The organism is Bradyrhizobium sp. SZCCHNRI3043, assembly GCF_032377735.1.
Taxonomy (GTDB): Bacteria; Pseudomonadota; Alphaproteobacteria; order Rhizobiales; family Xanthobacteraceae; genus Bradyrhizobium.
The window spans coordinates 854,712-874,458 of record NZ_JAUHID010000001.1 but is presented as its reverse complement, the minus strand read 5'-3'; the positions used below and the strand labels follow the sequence as shown (position 1 = coordinate 874,458).

General features: G+C 66.7%; 17 protein-coding genes. 7 read left to right on the top strand and 10 right to left on the bottom strand.

The features are described 5' to 3' along the window. Positions 1 to 5: 5 nt before the first annotated feature. Both QX124_RS04050 and QX124_RS04045 read right to left on the bottom strand, forming a co-directional pair. Positions 6 to 248, bottom strand: a complete 243-nt coding sequence (locus tag QX124_RS04050) for a hypothetical protein (RefSeq protein WP_315736927.1) — start codon at positions 246 to 248, stop codon at positions 6 to 8. A 63-nt stretch (positions 249 to 311) separates the two neighbouring features. Next, positions 312 to 578, bottom strand: coding sequence for a hypothetical protein (locus QX124_RS04045; RefSeq protein ID WP_315736926.1), 267 nt, complete (start codon positions 576 to 578; stop codon positions 312 to 314). On the opposite strand from QX124_RS04045, the gene QX124_RS04040 reads away from it, so the two are divergent. Then, positions 562 to 2,871: a tetratricopeptide repeat protein gene (locus QX124_RS04040; RefSeq protein ID WP_409997654.1), complete on the top strand. Its 2,310-nt coding sequence runs from the start codon at positions 562 to 564 to the stop codon at positions 2,869 to 2,871. The genes QX124_RS04045 and QX124_RS04040 overlap by 17 nt on opposite strands. A 119-nt stretch (positions 2,872 to 2,990) precedes the next feature. Here QX124_RS04040 and QX124_RS04035 read toward each other — a convergent pair whose 3' ends face one another. Next, the gene (locus QX124_RS04035; protein ID WP_315736923.1) at positions 2,991 to 3,332 is read right to left on the bottom strand and encodes a YqfO family protein; all 342 of its coding nucleotides are present in this window, start codon (positions 3,330 to 3,332) and stop codon (positions 2,991 to 2,993) included. Between the two features lie 207 nt (positions 3,333 to 3,539). Between QX124_RS04035 and QX124_RS04030 the strand changes: the two genes are divergently transcribed. After that, positions 3,540 to 4,787: a multidrug effflux MFS transporter gene (locus tag QX124_RS04030; protein WP_315796387.1), complete on the top strand. Its 1,248-nt coding sequence runs from the start codon at positions 3,540 to 3,542 to the stop codon at positions 4,785 to 4,787. A 15-nt stretch (positions 4,788 to 4,802) separates the two neighbouring features. Here the strand turns inward: QX124_RS04030 and QX124_RS04025 are convergent, their stop codons facing one another. After that, a complete protein-coding gene (locus QX124_RS04025) occupies positions 4,803 to 6,602 on the bottom strand; it encodes a ShlB/FhaC/HecB family hemolysin secretion/activation protein (protein ID WP_315796385.1) in 1,800 nt (599 codons plus the stop codon). Positions 6,603 to 6,729: 127 nt separating this feature from the next. Here QX124_RS04025 and QX124_RS04020 point away from each other — a divergent pair, with 127 nt between their 5' ends. Together QX124_RS04020 and QX124_RS04015 are read left to right on the top strand one after the other, a co-directional pair. After that, complete coding sequence (locus QX124_RS04020) at positions 6,730 to 8,013, top strand: FecR family protein (RefSeq protein ID WP_315796383.1); 1,284 nt, start codon at positions 6,730 to 6,732, stop codon at positions 8,011 to 8,013. Positions 8,014 to 8,160: 147 nt separating this feature from the next. Further along, on the top strand, positions 8,161 to 10,929 hold the full coding sequence (locus QX124_RS04015; protein WP_315736919.1) for an EAL domain-containing protein: 2,769 nt from the start codon (positions 8,161 to 8,163) through the stop codon (positions 10,927 to 10,929). Positions 10,930 to 10,965: 36 nt separating this feature from the next. Here the strand turns inward: QX124_RS04015 and QX124_RS04010 are convergent, their stop codons facing one another. The 5 genes from QX124_RS04010 to QX124_RS03990 all read right to left on the bottom strand — a co-directional run bounded on the left by QX124_RS04010 (position 10,966) and on the right by QX124_RS03990 (position 15,655). Then, entirely contained in the window at positions 10,966 to 11,892 is a 927-nt protein-coding gene (locus tag QX124_RS04010) for a polyphosphate kinase 2 family protein (protein ID WP_315796381.1), read from the bottom strand. Next, positions 11,889 to 12,605 (bottom strand): NUDIX hydrolase, encoded by a 717-nt coding sequence (locus QX124_RS04005; protein ID WP_315796379.1) that lies wholly within the window; start codon positions 12,603 to 12,605, stop codon positions 11,889 to 11,891. The genes QX124_RS04010 and QX124_RS04005 overlap by 4 nt, the downstream gene beginning before the upstream one ends. Before the next feature lie 3 nt (positions 12,606 to 12,608). Then, on the bottom strand, positions 12,609 to 13,622 hold the full coding sequence (locus tag QX124_RS04000; RefSeq protein ID WP_315796377.1) for an ABC transporter substrate-binding protein: 1,014 nt from the start codon (positions 13,620 to 13,622) through the stop codon (positions 12,609 to 12,611). A gap of 223 nt (positions 13,623 to 13,845) precedes the next feature. Beyond that, entirely contained in the window at positions 13,846 to 14,631 is a 786-nt protein-coding gene (locus tag QX124_RS03995; RefSeq protein ID WP_315756344.1) for an ABC transporter permease, read from the bottom strand. A 217-nt stretch (positions 14,632 to 14,848) separates the two neighbouring features. Next, positions 14,849 to 15,655: an ABC transporter ATP-binding protein gene (locus QX124_RS03990; protein WP_409997663.1), complete on the bottom strand. Its 807-nt coding sequence runs from the start codon at positions 15,653 to 15,655 to the stop codon at positions 14,849 to 14,851. A gap of 130 nt (positions 15,656 to 15,785) precedes the next feature. Between QX124_RS03990 and QX124_RS03985 the strand changes: the two genes are divergently transcribed. Next, on the top strand, positions 15,786 to 16,580 hold the full coding sequence (locus QX124_RS03985; protein WP_315771665.1) for an ATP-binding cassette domain-containing protein: 795 nt from the start codon (positions 15,786 to 15,788) through the stop codon (positions 16,578 to 16,580). After that, entirely contained in the window at positions 16,577 to 18,133 is a 1,557-nt protein-coding gene (locus QX124_RS03980; RefSeq protein WP_315796375.1) for a glycine betaine ABC transporter substrate-binding protein, read from the top strand. Before QX124_RS03985 ends, QX124_RS03980 begins: the two co-directional genes overlap by 4 nt. Positions 18,134 to 18,276: 143 nt before the next feature. Here QX124_RS03980 and QX124_RS03975 read toward each other — a convergent pair whose 3' ends face one another. Next, complete coding sequence (locus QX124_RS03975) at positions 18,277 to 18,672, bottom strand: rhodanese-like domain-containing protein (protein WP_315796374.1); 396 nt, start codon at positions 18,670 to 18,672, stop codon at positions 18,277 to 18,279. Between the two features lie 183 nt (positions 18,673 to 18,855). Here QX124_RS03975 and QX124_RS03970 point away from each other — a divergent pair, with 183 nt between their 5' ends. Beyond that, positions 18,856 to 19,746 carry an IclR family transcriptional regulator gene (locus tag QX124_RS03970; RefSeq protein WP_315778662.1) on the top strand — a complete coding sequence of 297 codons (891 nt, stop codon included), beginning with the start codon at positions 18,856 to 18,858 and terminating at the stop codon, positions 19,744 to 19,746. Position 19,747 lies beyond the last annotated feature (1 nt).

Sequence of the window (19,747 nt, the reverse complement as noted above, 5' to 3'; positions counted from 1 at the left end):
AAATTCTAGCGTCTGCCGACGCGATTGACCGGCCCGCCTCGATTCATCGGCGTTCCCCGCACGCGCACGCCTGGGGTCACCACGGCGCGCGCCACCGGGCGGGGCCGCAGCACGACGCCGGGCCTCACGACGCAGCCGACGGGATACTCGACATACTGACAATACACCACGGCACTAGCCCTTTCAGTGCTCGCGGCTACGAACCCCGTCACCAGCAACAGCCCTGTTAGGGCAATTGATAATTTCATCTTGGCATCCTCCCATCGGACAGCTCATCATCGGGGCCTCCGGGAGGCACGCGTTGATGCAGGTCAAGCGACCTTGGCAAACATTCCTGCATTTGCGGAGATGACCGACGGAGCAGCTTGATCGCAAGCTGACCAATTGGGCCGTGAGGTAAAAGCGTTGACACGCAGGCGGCCAAAAGCCGGCACGAAGGGATCGCGGAAGGGATCCGCCGCGGCCCCATCACCGGCTGCACCGCAGGATCGGCTTGCTTCCGGCGAAACGGCCTTCTCCAGGCGCGCGACCTGGATTGCAGTAGCGGTCACGATCGCGCTCGTGCTGGTGGTCGGCATGGTTTTTCATCTCCTCAAGGCCGGCGGACCGGCCTCCGCGGCGCAGGCCTCATTCGTCGCCACCTATGTGGGCAGCGAAAGCTGCGCCGGCTGCCATCAGGCAGAAGCCAAATTATGGGATATTTCGCAGCACAAGGCCGCGATGGCGCACGCGACCGACAAGACCGTGCTCGGCGATTTCAACAAGAGCTTCGACTATTTCGGTGTGCAGTCCCGCCTCTTCCGCGATGGCGGAAAATTCATGGTCGAAACCGACGGGCCCGACGGCAAGCTTGCCGTGTTTGAGGTGAAGTACACGTTCGGTGTCGATCCGCTGCAACAATATCTTGTTGAATTTCCAGATGGGCGCATCCAGGCGCTGCCGATCGCATGGGACGGCCGGCCCAAGGACAAAGGCGGCCAGCGCTGGTTCCATCTCCATCCCGAGGAAGAGATCAAGCACGACGACGTCCTGCACTGGACCAAGCTGAACCAGAACTGGAATTTCATGTGCGCGGAATGCCACTCGACCGGCCTGCGCAAGCATTACGACGCCGCGACGGATCGCTTCGCGACGACATGGGCGGAAATCAGCATCGGTTGCGAGACCTGTCACGGTCAGGGCTCCGCCCACGCCGCCTGGGCGCGTGACAAGCAACGCTGGTGGCCGTTCGGCAAGCACGAGGACCCGAGCAAGGGATTGCTGGTCCGTTTCGACGAACGGCGTGGCGTCACTTGGCCGATCGATCCGCGGAGCGGAAATGCGATGCGTTCAGCCGCGCCGGCCGCGCTGCGAAAGGAGATCGAGACGTGCGGGCTATGTCACGCGCGCCGTGCCGGCTTCAGCGAGGACTGGGCACCCGGTCAATCGCTGTCCCAGACCCATATGGTCGAGGCGCTCGCGCGGACCACTTATCATGCCGATGGCCAGATCCGCGATGTGGAGGAGCCCTATAACTATACGCCGTTCAAGCAAAGCAAGATGTTTGCCGCCGGCGTTACCTGCAGCGATTGTCACGAGCCGCACGGCGCAAAGCTCCGAGTCTCCGGCGAAGGTGTTTGCCTGCAATGCCATGCGTCCGAAAAATACGCCGATGCGAAGCATCGCCATCACGCGGGCGCCGATCCGGCGCCGACCTGCATGTCGTGCCACATGCCGGCGCGCACCTATATGCAGATCGACCCGCGTCACGATCACGCCTTCCGCGTTCCGCGACCGGATCTTTCGGTCACGTTGGGGACCCCGAACGCCTGCAACGACTGCCACAGCGACAAGCCGGCGCAATGGGCCGCCGCCGCGATCGAGCAATGGTTCGGGCCGGACCGAAAGGGCTTCCAGACCTATGGGCCCGCATTCCACGCAGCACGCAGCGACCAGGCCGACGCCGCCGCGCTGCTTGGCCTTCTGGCCGCGGACAGGAACGCGCCGGCCGTGGCGCGTGCGAGCGCGCTCGGCGAACTCGCCTCGCGCATCGCTCCGGCGAACATTGCGACCGCACGGGCAGGCCTGGCCGATCCCGATCCCATGGTGCGGATCGGCGCGCTGGACATGCTGGAAAACGTGCCTGCCGGCCAGATCTGGCCGCTGGTCTCGCCGCTGCTCACCGATCCCGTGCGTGGCGTGCGGATCAGGGTCGCCTCCCTGCTCGCTTCCGTTCCGACTGCAAGCCAGCCGCTGCCCGATCGCGCACGCTTCGATCAGGCGGCAGGCGAGTTCATCACGGCGCAGCGCGCCAATGCCGAACGGCCCGAGGCCCGCACCGCACTGGCAAACTTCCTGGCCTTGCGCGGACGGACCGGGGACGCGGAGACCGAGTACAGGGCAGCCCTCAGGCTCAGCCCGCACTATGCGGCGGCCGCCATCAATCTGGCCGACCTCTATCGCCAAATTGGCCGCGACGGCGACGGAGAAACTGTTCTGCGCGGAGCAATTGCGGCATCACCTGCCGACGCGGCCGCGCATCACGCACTCGGCCTGACCTTGACCCGGCTGAAGCGGCACGACGAGGCGCTCGCCGAGTTGCGCAGAGCAACCGAACTCGAGCCAGGTCGCGCACGCTATATCTATGTCTACGCGGTGGCGCTGCATTCCGGCGGGCGAGCCGACGAAGCAATGACGGTCCTAAAGGAAGCTCTGGAAAGCCATCCCAATGATAGGGATGTGCTGTCCGCTCTGGTTTCGCTCAGCCGCGCGACAGGCGATGCAAAGGCGGCGCTGGGCTACGCCGAAAGGCTCGCAATCATGACGCCGGAGGACCGGAATCTGGCGGCGTTCATCGGCGAGATCAGGCGGCAGATTGACAAGCCAAACTAAGATAGCTGGCTCTCCTGCCTTAGCTCACAAAGGGCGCCCGAGAACTCAAATGGAGCGAGCGCGAAATCGACGCTGAAATGACAGGGGACGCAACAAAGTCGAACGGGTCTTCAATGAGATCAAGCACTGTCGGCGGATCGCAACGCAACCACCTCGATCGGGTAGACGTCGATCGCCGGCTCCTCATAGGGATGCGCAGCGCGGATCGCCTGTAGCACGGCCTTCAGCCGGTCCTCGGCGCAGACGGTCTCGATGCGCTCCTCCTCGACCGTCTCGAGCTGGCCGACCGCGCCGATGGTTGGATTGGCGCCTGCCAGCGGACGAAACCGGCCCACGCCCTTCGCGGTAAACGAACAGTGGTCGTAATTGCCGATGCGGCCGGCGCCGGCCTCGCCCATCGCGTGGCGCACGGCGTCACCCGCCGCTTCCGGGACATAGACGACGATCTTGTAGGTCTTCATGCTGGCCTGGATCCGGACGTCGATCACACGGCCGTTACCATCGCGTCGACGCTGGCGCAATTTTCAGAGGGTCACGGCGGGTCACAATCGCGCCAACGGCCGGCGCCGGTGACCAGCCATTCCGAAACACGCCTTGTGCGACGCAGCAAAGCCGATACGTATGGGTGCCCATTTCCGCATTTCCCTACACCATGGAAGGCCCGCGCCTTGGCTGATACCAGTGCCGACACCATCGAGATCGTCCGTCACCGGCCGATGGGCTTCACCGAATTCGTCATCGTGGTCGCCGCGATCATGGCGCTCAATCCGCTGGCGATGGACATGATGCTGCCGGCGCTGCCGAACATCGGCGCCTCCTTCCACATCGACGTCGCCAACCGGCTGCAGACCGTGCTGTCGGCGTTCGTGATCGGCTTCGGCCTCGGTCAGTTCGTCATCGGCCCACTGTCCGACAGCTTCGGTCGGCGCCCGGTGCTGATCGGCGGCATGGTGCTGTATGCGGTCGCCAGCCTGTTCGCGATCGCTGCCCCGTCGTTCGAGCTGCTGCTGCTGGCGCGCGCGCTGGAAGGCCTCGGCACCGCGGCGACGCGCGTGATTGCGACCTCGATCGTGCGCGACTGCTATGCCGGCCGCCGCATGGCGAGCGTGGTCTCGCTGGCGATGATGGTGTTCATCGCCATCCCCGTGATCGCACCGTCGTTCGGGCAGGCGGTGATGCTGCTGACGCAGTGGCGTGGCATCTTCGTGGTGCTGACCTTGTACGGCATCGTCGCGCTGCTGTGGACCGCGGTGCGGCTGCCCGAGACGCTGCCCGAGAGCGAGCGCAAGCCGTTCTCGATCGCCGCGATCACCGCCGCCTTCCGCAACACCCTCACCAACCGCCAGACGCTGGGCTATGCGCTCGCGGCCAGCGGCATCTTCGGCGCCATCCTCGGCTATGTCCTGTCCTCGCAGCAGCTATTCACCGGCGTCTATCATCTCGGCCACTACTTCCCGCTCGCCTTCGCCGCGATCGCGGTGACCATTGCGGTGGCCGGCTTCCTCAATGCCCGCCTCGTCGGACGGCTCGGCATGCGCATGATCTCGCACGGCGCGCTGGTCGGCAGTGTCGTCATCGCGCTGGCTTGCTTCAGCGCGGCGATTCTCGGCATGCTGCCGCTGTGGCTGTTCATGCTGCTGTCGGCCGGCATGATGTTTACGTTCGGCCTGATGTTCGCGAACTTCACCGCCCTGGCGATGGAGCCGCAGCGGGCGAATGCCGGCACCGCGTCCTCGCTCTACGGCTCGATCACGACCCTGCTCGGCATGGCCGCCGGCGCCATCGTCGGCCAGGCCTTCGACGGCACCGCGCTGCCCTTCGCCGCGGGCTTCCTGGCCTGCACGTCGAGCGCGCTCGTCATCGTGCTGATTACCGAGAAGGGCCGGCTGTTCCACGGCTCCGGCAAGCCGGTCTGACCGCCGCCGAGGGCCTCAGATGCAGGGGCCCTGGCCGCGCTGCGGGCACAGCTTCAGCACGCTCGACAGCGTCAACAGCAGACGCGCGCTGCGCGTCGAATTGTCGGGTGCGCGGTAGCTGAGCGGCACGGCGACGCCGAGATCGGCGCGCCAGTCGTTCGGGAAGGTAAAGCGCACCCCGGCGCCCGCCGAGGTCAGCGCCACGCCGTCGGACGGCCGGAAGCCATCGTTCCAGGCGAGCCCGGCATCGAAGAAGCCGTAGAGCTGATAGCTCGTGAGATACTGCCAGTTCGGCTTCTGCTCGAAGCGGACCTCGAACGTGCCGGCGACGCCATTGTCGCCGCTGATCTCGGCGCTGCCATAGCCGCGGCCATAGGCGAGGCCGCCAAGATAGAACTGCTGCGAATTGTACAGCGGACCCGACGCAAGCTGGCCGGCGGCGGCGAGCTTCAGCGACCACGCCTCGGACAAGGTCTGATAGCGCGCGAACCAGCCGTTGAAGACCGAGAAGCTCGGCGAGGCGCCCGCGCGCGAGGCGAGTGGATCGTCGAGCCGCGTCGCCCCGAACGCGTTCAGGCCCTGCCGGTAGGCCAGTGTCAGGTAGCTGTCGCCGCCGACATCATCCTTCCAGCGGTAGTCGGCGGTGAAGGTCAGCGTCCGGATGCGATCGCGATACCAGATGCCGAACAGGTCGCGCTCGGTCACGTCGCTGAAGGCGGCCGCGAGATTGAGCTTCAGCGAGGCGCGCTGCGACTGGATCGGCGCGAGGCCGCCGCGCAGCTCGAGCGTCTCGGTCACGGTGTTGTCGTTGAACAGCCGTCTCCAGTCGCCCGGTCGCACCTCGCTATACAGCGCGGAAGCGCCGATATGCGCCCCGTCGGTGCCGACCGGCACGTCGTAGGACAGTCGCCCGAACGCGAGTTGGCGCGGATCGCCGGGAGTTGTCGACATGTTGGCCGTGAGCGTGTCGCCCGGCAGCAGATAGGAGTTGAAGGCGGCGGTGGCATAGCTCTGCCACGGGCCCACCGTCGACGAGCCGAGATTGTCGATCCCGGTAAAGCCGTAGACGTGCCAGGTCTGCAGCTCGATCACCAGGCGGAACCGGCCGGTGGTGCCGCCGATCTCTTCCAAGGAGGAATCAACCAGACGGACGCCGCCGCGGCCGTTGATCAGCAGCAACTGCCGCTCCAGGGTCTCGAGCCGGGACGGCTGCTCCGCCAGCACGGGGCCAAGCATCGGCCTGATGCCGAACTCTTCCGCGCCGGCGCCCTTCAAGGCCACTTCGGTGATGCTGCCTTCGACGATCTGGATCCGCACCCGGCCATCGCGGATGTCCTGCGGCGGGATGATCGCACGGCTGAGATGATAGCCGGCGGCGCGATACTGATCGCTGATCGCTGTCGCGATCGCAGCGAGGTCGGCCTGCGACACCGGCTTGCCGAGATAGGGCTGATAGCTCGCGGCGAGCTGCTCGGCAGGCAGCGCGGACGCCCCCGTCAGGGTGACGGCGCGCATGGTAAACAAGGGCTTGCGATCGCCGCCGCCCTGGGTCGCGAATTGCGGCGCCCGCGGCCGCGGCGGTACCGGTTGCGTTGAGCGCGACTGCTGCTCGTCGAAATATCGCTCGGTCTGCCGCGGATCGAAGCTCGGTTGGCTGACCTGCTGCGCGTGGGCCGTCGCTGCAAACAGCGCCGCCGACAGCGAAATGCCGGCGGCAAGCGCGGCTCCATGCAGCCGTCGCGAGGCGTGCGGTATGATGGCCCTGTCGCGCCAACCCGCAGCCCTTCCAGTTCGCTCAACACAACCAGCGCGCATGCCTCGTTTTTAGTTTGTTAAGGTCAATGAAGCGTAAATGCGGGAAGCAAACACGGCTGCAACTCCTAAGGGTCTCTTGAAACATTTCGATTAGTTTCAAAAGCCGCCAACGACGCGAGTTCGTGCCATGTCCTTCAAGCGCTTCCTGATACCGGCGTTAGTCGCCGCGTGCCTTTTCGGTGCAACGCCGGCCGCATTCGCGGCCGACGGTGAGCCGTGGCTGGTGAGCAAATCGTCCGGTGAGGTCTGGGTCACCACCCAGGGCGCAGCGCAGGTGTCGCTCGGTCGCGAGGACCCGCTGAAGCCAGGCGATACGATCCGCACCGGGCCGACCGGCCGCGTCCGGCTGACACGCGGCGCCGAGACGATCGTCATCGCGCCGAACTCCGAAGTCGGCCTGCCCGCCGCGCCCAAGGACGGCATGGCGACGACCATCCTGCAGCGCGCCGGCTCGATCCTGCTCGACGTCGAGAAGCGCAATGTCCAACATTTCGAGGTCGAGACGCCCTATCTCGCCGCCGTCGTGAAGGGCACGCAGTTCAGCGTCACGATCTCAGGCCGCAGCACCAAGGTCGAGGTCAGCCGCGGCCAGGTGCAGGTGTCGGATTTCAAGACCGGCCAGATCGCCCAGGTGATGCCCGGCCAGGCCGCCACCGCCTTTGCGACCGGCCGCTCCGGCCTCAGCCTGTCCGGCGCCGGCACCTTCAGCCCGATCGAGCACGGTCGCCCGCGCGCCTCCACGATCGATCGCGTTCCGGTGCCGCGCGACGGCCTGCATCCGCCGCGCGAAGCGAAGGGGAGCGTGATCCACGCACTGAACGCCAACGGCTCGGGCGCAACGGTCGTCGCACAGCAGCATTCTGCAACGGGCCTCGGCGGCACGAAGCCGGGTGTCGTGCGGATCTCGTCATCGATCGGCGAGGTCAACCTGAACATCCAGAAGGCGACGCGCGGCCTCGCCCATGGCGCCCACACGCCGAGCGCCGGTGCAGGACGAAGCACCGCCTGGAATGACGCGCGCGGCAACGGCGGCAATGCGACGAGCAACTCGGCCACCGCGAGCGGCACGTCGGGAGATTCCTCGATCGCAGCCGCCGTCACCGCAGCGATCGGCTCACCGAGCGGCTCCGCCAGCGCCAATGCCGCCAGCAATGGCAACGGCGGCAACGGCAACAACAATGGCGGCAGTGGCAACGGCAACAACGGCCACGGCAACAACGGCCACAGCAACAACGGTAACGGCAACGGCGGTAACGGAAACAGCGGCAACGGTAACAGCGGCAACGGTAACGGCGGCAACGGTAACGGCGGCAACGGAAACAGCGGTAGCGGCAACGGCAATAGCGGCGACCATGGCAATGGCAGCCACGGCAACGGCAATGCCCACGCCTACGGTCACAACAAGAACTGAGGATCGCCATCGAGCTTCACGCCGGCATGCGTGGTCGTGGGGGAGCGCAGGCCAGCAGGGTTCCTGATGGCTCTGCGCTCGGAATGGGATGAGATTGGGATCGCGAAAGCGGGCGTCGACGTGGCACGCAGTCATTGGGGAGAGGGCATGTTCAGGCGGTTCATGCCGCATATTCTGGTGGTCGTTGCGCTGCTGACGGTCGGCCTGTCAGGCGGCCACGAGCTGTTGAGCCAAGCTCTCGTCGATCTGCGCTTCCGCCTCGACAACCGCCCTGCCAGCGGCGAGATCGCGGTGGTCGCGATCGACCCGCGCTCGATCGAAGCCATCGGCGTTTGGCCGTGGCCGCGGACCCAGTATGCGCACCTGCTGGAGCAGTTGCAGCGCGCCGGTGTCCGCGACGTCGCCTTCGACGTCGATTTCAGCACGCCGTCCGACGCGGCCGGCGATCAGGCCTTCCTGAACGCGTTGCAGAATGCCAAGAGCTCGGTCGTGCTGCCGGTCTTCAGGCAGCTCGATGCGGCGGGGAAGGAAACCGCCATTCACCTCAACCGACCGCTGCCCCAGTTCGAGCAGCTCGCATGGTCGGCCTTCGTGAACATCGAGGTGGCACGCGACGGTCGCGTCAGAAGCTACGCTTTCGGCGAAAATGATGAGACCGGCGGCGCGAAGACCTACCTGCAGTCCATGGGAGCGTTCCTCGCCGGAAGCGATGCGGTCAAGCACAGCTCGTTCCTGGTCGACTACGGCATCGATCCATCGTCCCTGCCGCGCGTGTCGTATGTCGACGTCGTCCGCGGCGACGCGGCGGCGCTGGCCAGGCTCAAGGACAAGCGGGTGATCGTCGGCGCGACCGCCATCGAGCTCGGTGACTACTACAGCGTTCCGAACGGCCGCGTTCTGCCCGGCGTCATGCTGCAGGCGCTGGCGGCCGAGTCCATCATTCAGCACCGCACCCTGCTCTCGACATCGACGACGGCCACCATGGCCGGCCTGCTGCTGATCGTCATCATCATGCTGGCGAGCTGGCGGCAGCTCTCGGCGGCGCGGCGCGCGCTGCTGATCGCCATGATCAGCGTCCTGATCGAGGCCGCGGCGCTGCTGCTGCACGACCGCTATGCCCTGGTGCTCGACACCTCGCTGCTGCAGATCGCGCTGGTCGCCTATCTCGCGGCAACGGCCCTCGACGAGATCGGCTTCCGCGGCCTGCTACGGCACGTTGCCGAGAGCCGCTTCGAGCGAATCGCGATGTCGATCGGCGACGGGCTTGTCTGCACCGACCGGGACCGGCGGATCACGGTGTGGAATCCGGGCGCCGTCGCGATCTTCGGCTACGGTGCCGACGAGATCATCGGCCAGCCCTTCGCGCGCCTGCGCGCCGACGGCAGCGACACGCATGACCTGTTTCCGCAGCAGGAGGCGGCGCTGCCGGCGACGTTGATGCCCGGCGGATCCACGATCGAGTTCGACGGCCGCCGCAAGGACGGCGAGGTGTTTCCGGTCGAGGCGAGCTTCTCCGCCTGGCAGGGCGCCGACGGCCTGCAATACGGCGTGATCCTGCGCGACATTTCGGTGCGCAAGCGCGAGGCCGAGCGCATCCGCTACCTCGCCGAGCACGACACGCTGACCGCGCTGATCAACCGCAACACGCTGCAGAGCGAGCTCGCCGCCATGATCGAGACCGCGGATGCCGCGTCCGACCGCGTGGCGCTGCTGGTGATCGGGCTCGATGCGTTCCAGCGCATCAACGACATGCTCGGCCACGCCTTCGGCGACAGCGTCTTGCGCGCGGCGGCCGAGCGGCTCCGCACCGAGATCGGCAACATGGGCCGCGTCGCCCGGCTCAGCGGCGACGAGTTCGCCGTCGCCATTCCCTGCTCCGCCATCGGCGGTACCGTGGCCGAGCTCGCCGACCATCTGTCGCAGCTGTTCGAGGCGCCGCTGGACGCGGGCACGCGTCAGCAGCGCGTCAAGGTCACCCTCGGCGTCGCGGTGCATCCCGAGGGCGGGCACTCGGCAGACGAGTTGCTCAGCAACGCGCACCTCGCCCTCTGTCGCGCCAAGATGGACCGGCCGGGCAGCCATGTGCTCTTCGAGAGCGCCATCCGCCGCGAGCTCGAGCAGCGATTGACGCTGGAGGCCGAGCTTGCGCTCGCCGTCGAGCGGAACGAATTCGAGCTGTTCTACCAGCCGCAAGTGGAGCTGTTGAACGGCCGCGTGATCGGCGCCGAGGCGCTGATCCGTTGGCGTCATCCGACGCGCGGCCTCGTGCCTCCCGGTGATTTCATTCCGGTCGTCAACACCTCGCATCTGTCCGAGGCGGTTGCGACCTGGGTCATGGCCACCGCCTGCCGGCAGGCGCGGCAATGGCAGCTCGCCGGCCACGACATCCGCGTCGGCGTCAACCTGTCGCCGTCCCAGTTCCAGTCCGGCGACCTCGCCGCCTTCGTCAGCAAGCTGCTCACGTCGACCGGCCTGTCGCCGCGCCTGCTCGAGCTCGAAGTCACCGAGGACATCCTGCTGCACGACGAACCCGGCGTGCTGCAGACGTTCAACCGGCTGCAGGCGCTCGGCGTCAGCCTGGTGTTCGACGATTTCGGCACCGGCTATGCCAGCCTGAGCTACCTGAAGAAATTCCCGCTCGATGGCCTGAAGATCGACCGCTCCTTCGTGCGTGACGTGCTGACCCAGGCCGACGACGCGGCCATCGTCGGCTCGACGGTCAGCCTCAGCAAACAGCTCGGCCTGTCCGTGATCGCCGAGGGCATCGAGAACGAGGCGACGGCGGAGTTCCTGCTGCGGCTCGGCTGCGAGCAGGGACAGGGCTATCACTTCGGCAAGCCGATGCCGGCCACCGATTTCGAGCGTCGATTCCTGGTGGCGGGCGACGCCGACCGGCGGCAGGCCGGCGCGGCGTGAGGCAATGCCGGGTGATTGCGGCTTTGGCTTCGCGTCTCAGCCGCCGCCCTTCTTGCCGCCCTTGCCTTCGCTCTCCAGCGCCTTCCGCACCGCCTTGAACTCCTCGCGCGAGGCGGCATCGACGCGCGGAAAATGCAGATCCAGGCTTTCCAGCGCGGCGACGATGGTCGAGCCGATGACGACACGGGCGAACCATTTGTGGTCGGCCGGAACGACATGCCACGGCGCATAGGGCGTCGAGGTGTGGCGCACGATGTCCTGATAGACCGCCTGGTAGCGGGGCCACTTGGCGCGCTCGGTGATGTCCCCCATCGAGAACTTCCAGTTCTTCGCCGGCTCCTCCAGCCGGTCGAGAAAGCGCGCGCGCTGCTCCTCCTTGGAGATGTTGAGGAAGAACTTCAGGATCACGGTGCCGTTGCGCGACAAGTAACGCTCGAAAGCGGAGATGTCCTCGAAGCGCTCGCGCCAGATGTTCTTGGTGACGAGCCTCGGGGGCAGCTTCTCGGCCTTGAGGATCTCCGGATGCACGCGCGTGACCAGGCATTCCTCGTAGTAGGAACGGTTGAAGATGCCGATGCGGCCGCGCTCGGGGAGCGCGATGGCGCTGCGCCACATGAAATCGTGATCGAGCTCCTTCGAAGTCGGCTGCTTGAACGAGGTGACCTCGCAGCCCTGCGGATTGACGCCCTCGAAGATGCTCTTGATGGCGCTGTCCTTGCCCGATGCATCCATGCCCTGCAGCAGCACCAGCACCGACCAGCGGTCCTGTGCGTACAGTTTCTCCTGGAAATCGGAGAGGCGCTGGCGGTTCTGCTCGATGATCGCCTCGCCCTGCTCCTTATCGAGACCGCCTTTGACCTTGGTCTTGTGCGATTTGAGGTGAAATCTGTGCCCGCCATCGATCCGGAACGGCGAGATGAAACCATCGAGCTCATCGGCCAGCGTGCGCGGTTTCTTGCTCATGAGGACGGCTCTCCGGGGCTGAATTGCGTTTCGAGGAAGGCGGTCACGAAGCGCGGCATCGCCGCAGTCAGATCGCTCCTGCTTCGAACCAGCCGGATCGAGCAGAGTTCCGGCTCGTCCTGGGCCGCGAGATTGGCCTCGATGCGGCGCTGCAGAGCCTCGCCCATGTCGGAGGCGTCGAGCACGCGCATCAGCGCGATCGACGCGCCGGTCACGACACAGTCCCAATGCGCCGCGGCCTGATAGTCCGATGGCGCGAGCCCGGTCTCCTCCTCGACCTCCCGCGCGACGTTGGCGGCGAGATCGAGCACGCCGTTGTTGACGTCGGCGAGATCCGGCGTGCCGGCGGGAAAATACAGCCGGCCGGCATTGGCGGTATGCACGCCCATCTCGCCGAGCACGAAGGCGCCGTCGGCGGCACGCAGCGCGCCCATGCCGAAGCCGTTGAAGGCGGTGCGATCCGGAAAGCCCCAGTCGCGCCACGCCAGCAGGCTGGCGAAATCGGTCTCGAAATAGCTCGCTTCGAACAGGCCGTCCGCGAAGCGCGGGTTGCGCCCTAGCAGCACGCGGCCGTTCCACAGGCCCGGCTTGGCGCGCCGGCATTCGGCGAAATGCGCCGCGATGTCGTCGCGGCGCTGTTTCGCGAACGGCCACTCCCACGGCTCGACCTTGAGGTCGAGCGTGGTGACGCGGTGGATGACGACGTCCGTCATCCGCTATTTCGCCCCCTTCGCCTGTTCGACGAACTTGTTGGTGAAGGTCTTGCTGACGTCGACATTGGCCTTGGCAACGTCGGGCGAACCGGTGCTGAACACCGCGAGCACGGCGTCGGCGCCCTTCGGGTCCATCTTGCCGGTCTGCGAGTACATCGGGATGGTGTTCTTCAGCGCCGCGAGATAGAGCGCCTTGTCCTTGCCGACCAGCTCCTCCGGCATCTTCGCCATGATCTCCTCCGGCGTATGCGAATGGATCCAGCCCAGCGTCGCCACGATGGCGTTGGTCAGCGCCTGCGTCTCCTTGTCATGGCCGGCAATCCAGGCCGCCGTCGAGTACAGCGCGCCGCCGGGATATTCGCCGCCGAACACCTCCAGCGTATCGTGCTGGGTGCGGGTATCGCTGAGGATCTTGAGATACGGATGCTTGCCCTGCAGCACGGTGACCGAGGGATCGAGCATCACGGCCGCATCGATCTGGCCCTGCTCCATCGCGGCCACGGCGGTCGCGCCGAGACCGACGCCGATCACGGCCGTGCCCGACGGATCGAGGCCGTTCTTCTTCAGCATGTATTTCAGGAAGAAGTCGGTCGAGGAGCCCGGCGCGCTGACGCCGACCTTCTTGCCGGCGAGATCCTTGACCGAGCTGATCTCCTTGTTGTGCGACGGCGCCACCACCAGCACGAGGCCGGGATAGCGGTCGTAGACGACGAAGGACTGCATCTCCTGCTTCTTGGCCGCGAGATTGACGCAGTGATCGAAATAGCCGGAGACGACGTCGGCGCTGCCGCCGAGCACGGCCTTCAGCGCATCCGAGCCGCCCTTGAGGTCGACCAGCTCGACCTCGAGCCCGGCCTTCTCATATTCGCCGAGCTGCTTGGCCAGCACGGTCGGCAGATAGCACAGGCAGGCGCCGCCCCCGATTGCGATCGTGACCTTGGTGGCCGCCGCGGCCAGCCCCGTGCTCAGCGTCAGCGCGAGCAGCGCGCCGGTGACCTGGCCCAACATCTTTTTCATTGATTTCCTCCGTTCATGTTATCGGTCAGATTAGGCGTGTGTGCTGTGAATGAGAAGGCCGCCCCGAATTGCCGCTGTCGTCCCGGCGAACGCCGGGACCCATACCGCGTGATGTCGCGGTTGGAGAAGACTGGTCATCGCGCGTGCCACAAACGACGTCCTGTGGTTATGGGTCCCCGCATTCGCCGGGACGACAATGGTGGGTGGCGCGGCACCGCGCCCATCATCGCCCATCCGCCGCATCCGGGCGCCACACCAGCAGCCGACGCTCCACCAGCGTGACACAGATGTCGATCAGGATGACGAACGCCGACAGCACGAACATGCCGGCGAACACGCCGGCAACGTCGAAGATGCCCTCGGCCTGCTGGATCAGATAGCCGAGGCCGGCCGCGGAGCCGAGATATTCGCCGACGACAGCGCCGACGACGGCGAAGCCGACCGACGTGTGCAGCGACGAAAACATCCACGACAGCGCCGACGGCCAATAGACGTGGCGCATCAGCTGCCGCTCGCTCATGCCGAGCATGCGGGCATTGTCGCGCACGACGGTCGAGACCTCCTTGACGCCTTGGTAGACGTTGAAGAACACGATGAAGAACACCAGGGTCACGCCGAGCGCGACCTTGGACCAGATGCCGAGGCCGAGCCACAGCGTGAAGATCGGCGCCAACACGACACGCGGCAGCGCGTTGGCCATCTTGACGTAGGGGTCGAACACCGCGGCCACCAGCGGCTTGCGCGCGAACCAGAAGCCGACCAGCACGCCGCCGAGCGAGCCGATCGCGAACGCCAGGATCGACTCCCACAGCGTGATCGCGAGGTGCTTCCAGATCGCGCCGGTGGCGAACCATTTGACGACCTGCGCGAACACGTCGACCGGGTTGGAGAAGAAGAATGGCGGAAGCCAGATGCGTCCAAACACCGGCACGGTGGCGAGCAGTTGCCACAGCGCAATCGCGATGATCGCGACGAGCAATTGCAGCGCGAGCAGACCGAGACGCGACATCACGCTGCTCCATGCGGTGTGGTGGGTACGAAGGTGAAGCCTCTCACGCCGCTCTGCTCCCCTCCCCCTTGCGGGGAGGGGTTGGGGGTGGGGGTGCCACGAGCACCAATCTTTGCTGGGTACCCCCCACCCCAACCCTCCCCCGCAAGGGGGGAGGGAGCGCACCGCCGTGGCCGAGAAGGAAGCGCGCGACAACTCAAGCCCTGCAAACGCCCCGTCACACTGCCTCCGCCTGCTTGTAGGTCTTCTCGACCTCGGCCTTCAGCGTCTGCCAGATCTCGCGGTGCAGCTCGTGGAACTCGTGCTTCATGCGCACCTCGAAGATGTCGCGCGGGCGCGGCAGCGTGACGCGCCAGTCGCCGATGATGCGCGAGGCGGGGCCGGCCGACATGATGACGACGCGGTCGGCGAGCGCGATCGCCTCCTCCAGGTCATGGGTCACGAACAGCACCGCCTTGCGGTCGGCATTCCAGAGATCGAGCAGCAAATTGCCCATGATCTGCCGCGTCTGCGCGTCCAGCGGCCCGAACGGCTCGTCCATCAGGATGATACGCGGATTGCGGATCAGCACCTGGGCAAGGCCGACGCGCTTGCGCTGGCCGCCCGACAGCATGTGCGGATAGCGGTTGCCGAATGCGCCGAGGCCGACCGAGGTCAGCCATTGCTGCGCCTTGGCGGCCGCATCCTTCGACGGCGTGCCCGCGACCTCGAGCCCGATCGCGACGTTCTCCAGCGCGGTCTTCCATGGGAACAGCGCATCGGCCTGGAACAGGTAGCCGGCGTCGCGATTGAGGCCGGCCAGAGGCTGGCCGAAGATCCGCACGTGGCCGGCCGCCGGCTTCAGCAGGCCCGCCGCCACGTTGAGAAGGGTGGATTTGCCGCAGCCGGTCGGCCCGACGATGGCGACGAACTCGCCGTCGGCGACGCTGAGATCCGCCGTCTCGACGGCGGTGTAGGTGCGTCCGCCGGCGAGACGGAATGCCACCGTCGTTCGCTCCAGCGCGACCGCGGCGGCCGTGGGCATCGTCACGTCCAAGTTCCTCCCCCGAGAATGGCCGGGACGGCTTAGCCGCTCGCGGGGCGAAGTTCAACGCGGCGGCCGGACGTGCTAGGTGTTCTGCCTGAGCCCAAGGCCAACCGTTCCACAAGGCCGCATGCAGCGCACGCCGTTCATCGTCTATGCCAATGTCCGCAAGAGTTTCCCCGGCGCGGCAGGCGCCGTGACCGCGGTCGACGGCGTATCGCTGGAGATCGCCGAGGGTGAGTTCCTGGCAATCGTGGGCGGCTCCGGCTCGGGCAAGACCACGCTGCTGCGGCTGACCAACCGCCTGATCGAGCTGGACGGCGGCACAATCCGGATTGCCGGCGAGGATATCGCCGGCCTCGATCCTGTCAGCCTGCGTCGCCGGGTTGGCAATGTGTTCCAGAACGGGGCGCTGTTTCCGCACATGACGGTTGCCGCCAATATCGGCATCACCCCCAGGCTGCTGGGGACCCCGCCGGCCGAGATCGCCACGCGCGTCGACGAGCTGCTCGACCTCGTCCAGCTCGACCGCAAGGCGCATCGCGACCGGCTGCCGCACGCGCTATCCGGCGGCCAGCGCCAGCGTGTCGGCGTCGCCCGCGCGCTCGCGGCGCGGCCGCGCATCGTGCTGATGGACGAGCCGTTCGGCGCGCTCGATCCGCTGACGCGCGATGCGCTCGGCGGCGACTATCGCGCGCTGCACGACAAGCTCGCGCTGACCACGATCATGATCACGCATGACATCACCGAGGCGCTGCTGCTCGCCGACCGCATCGCGGTGATGCGCGGCGGACGCCTCGTCGAGGTCGGCACGCCGGCCGAGCTCGCGGCCAGCCGCGAACCCTACGTGACGGAGCTGATGACGACGCCGCGGCGGCAGGCGGCGCGGCTGGTGGCGCTGCTGCCCGACAGCGGGGCGGCATGAGCGTCCTGTCGGATCCACGCTTCGCCGAGGCGCTGTCGCATCTCGCCGACTATCTCGGCAGCCATCTGCGCGTCAGCATCGCGGCGCTCGCGCTCGGTCTCGCCATCAGCTTCCCGCTCGCGCTCGTCGCGCGCAATCGCCCTGCCCTGCGCAATCTGCTGCTCGGCGTCGCCAGCGTGGTGCAGACGGTGCCGGGACTGGCGCTGCTGGCGCTGTTCTATCCGCTGCTGCTGGCGCTGGCGGCACTGAGCTTGCGCTGGTTCGGCCTGTCGTTCTCGGCCTTCGGCTTCCTGCCGGCCATGCTGGCGCTGGCGCTGTATTCGATGTTGCCCGTGTTGCGCAACACCATCACCGGGCTGAACGGCGTCGACGCCAGCCTGATCGAGGCAGCCAAGGGCGTCGGCATGACCGAGCGCCAGGCGCTGACGATGGTGGAGCTGCCGCTGGCGCTGCCGGTCATCATGGCCGGCATCCGCACCGCGGCGGTGTGGGTGATCGGCACCGCGACCTTGTCGACGCCGATCGGCCAGACCTCGCTCGGCAACTACATCTTTGCCGGATTGCAGACCCAGAACTGGGTGCTGGTCGTGTTCGGCTGCGTCGCCGCCGCGGTGCTGGCGCTTGCGGTCGATCAGTTGCTAGCGCTGATCGAGCATGGCTTGCGCACGCGCAACCGCGCCCGCGTGGGCCTCGGCACCGCGACGATCGCGCTGATGGTCGGCGCCAGCCTGCTGCCCTCGCTCGCCGGCACGTCCGCGCGCTACGTGATCGGCGCCAAGACCTTCACCGAACAATATGTGCTGTCGGCGCTGCTCGGCGAGCGGCTGCAGGCGGCGGGCCTCACGGCCACATCCCGCGCCGGCCTCGGCTCCAGCGTCATCTATGGTGCGCTCAAGAGCGGCGATATCGATCTCTATGTCGAGTATTCCGGCACGCTGTGGGCGAACCAGTTCCACCACACGGAGCAGCTGCCGCGCGTCGCACTGCTCGATGCGTTGAAGCAGGATCTCGCCAAGGACAAGGTCACCCTGCTCGGCGAGCTCGGCTTCGAGAACGCCTATGCGCTGGTGATGCCGCGCAAGAAGGCGGAAGCCCTCGGCATCCGCTCGATCGCCGACCTCGCGCGACATGCCTCCGAGATGTCGATCGCCGGCGACTACGAGTTCTTCTCGCGCCCGGAATGGGCGGCCCTGCGCGACGCCTATGGTCTCGCCTTCCGCGCCCAGCGCCAGATGCAGCCGGACTTCATGTATGCGGCAGTCGCGTCCGGCGAGGTCGACGTCATCGCCGGCTACACCAGCGACGGGCTGATCGCGAAACACGACCTCGTCGTGCTCGACGATCCCAAGCAGGCGATCCCGCCTTACGACGCGATCCTGCTGCTGTCGCCGAAGCGCGCCGAGGACCACGCATTGCAGGATGCGTTACGGCCGCTGCTCGGCCGCATCGACATCGCGACCATGCAGCAGGCCAATCTGCGCGCTTCCGGTAGTGATGCACAGTCCTCGCCGCAGGCGGTGGCGCGCTGGCTGTGGAGCAAGATCGCGAAGTAAGCCCTGCCTTCGCAGCAGGTCATTGCGAGGCGCGTAGCGCCGAAGCAATCCAGAGTCCTTGCGTAGCCCTGGATTGCTTCGCTTCGCTCGCAATGACGGCGGTGGTTGGCGCTGCGACCGCCGCACCAATCAGCTGGGCACGCTCACATCCCCGGCTCGATCGGCTTCTCCACCCCGCCGCCATTCTCGGCCCAGTCCTTGAACGCGCCGACGTTGAACACCTTGTCGTAGCCGAGATCCTTCAGCGTCTTGCCCGACAGCGCCGAGCGGCCGCCCGAGGCGCAATACAGGATCACGCTCTTGTCCTTGGCGAAATTCTTGTCGTGATAGGGCGAGTCCGGATCGGCGCGGAATTCGAGCATGCCGCGCGAAACGTGCACGGCGCCGGCAATCTTGCCGCTCTTCTCGACCTCCGGCGCATCGCGCACGTCGACGATGAGGGTGTTGCCCTTGGCGATCATGGCCTGCGCCTCGGCCGGCGTGATCTTCGGAACCGCGGCGTTGGCGGCTTCCAGCATCTGCTTGACTGATGTCGACATCGATTGGCCTCCCGGACGTTGAGGCGGCACCGGTAGCGGGCCTCCACCCGCGTCACAAGCCACGATCGGGCGAGCATCGCGCGTGGCCACCGCACGTCCGACATTTGTCCACATAGTGGACGTGTAATCATTACATCTACAAATATATGGACTCTCCGAAATTCCTGGATCATTCTCCGCCGCATGCCCGCACCACCACGATCCGCCCTCGCCGTCCGCAATCGCGCCCTCGAAACGATGCTGGCCGACAGCGCCGGCGACGCCGCCTTTGCCACCACGCTGGCCAAGGGCCTCATCGTGCTGGAGGCGTTCGGGACGGAATCTCCCGTGCTCGGAAACATGGACATATCGGTGCGCACCGGAATTCCGCGGCCTACGGTCGCCCGGCTGACCCACACGCTCACCGAGCTCGGCTATCTCTCCTTCGACCAGGACCTCGCGAAATATCGCCTTGGTGTCCGCGCGCTGCGGATGGCGCATCCGCTGCTCGCCGACATGCCGTTCCGGCAGCTCGCACGGCCGTTGATGCAGGATTTTGCCGCCAGCGTGCGCGGCACCGTCTCGATCGGCCTGCTCGACGGCAACGCCGTGGTTTATGTCGAGACGGCGCGCTCCGGCGATGTCGGGCCGCACGTTCCCGACATCGGCATGCCGATCACCGTGGTCGCGACCGCGATGGGACGCGCGGCGGCCGCGATCCTGCCTCCAGCCGAAGCCGCGCGCTTCGACGCGCAGCTCGCCGCCGACGATGCCAAGCAATGGGCCAGCTTCCGCACGCTCTATTTCGACGGCATCACGCAATGTGCCGAGCGCGGCTTCTGCACCTGTGTCGGCGAATACATGCCCGCGATTCACGCCGTCGCTGCGCCGCTGCATTACGCGAACAGCTCCGGCCGCGCCTTCGCGATCAATTGCGGCATTCCCGCTTTCCGGCTGCAGCCGGGTCAGCTCGAGGCCGAGATCGGTCCGCGCATCACGGCGCTCGCCGCCAGCATCCGGGCGCTCATCAACGAAGCCGAGCCCGAGATCATCAGGCGCGCGCCGGAGCCGGCGCTTGCGGCCGAAGCCGGCTGAG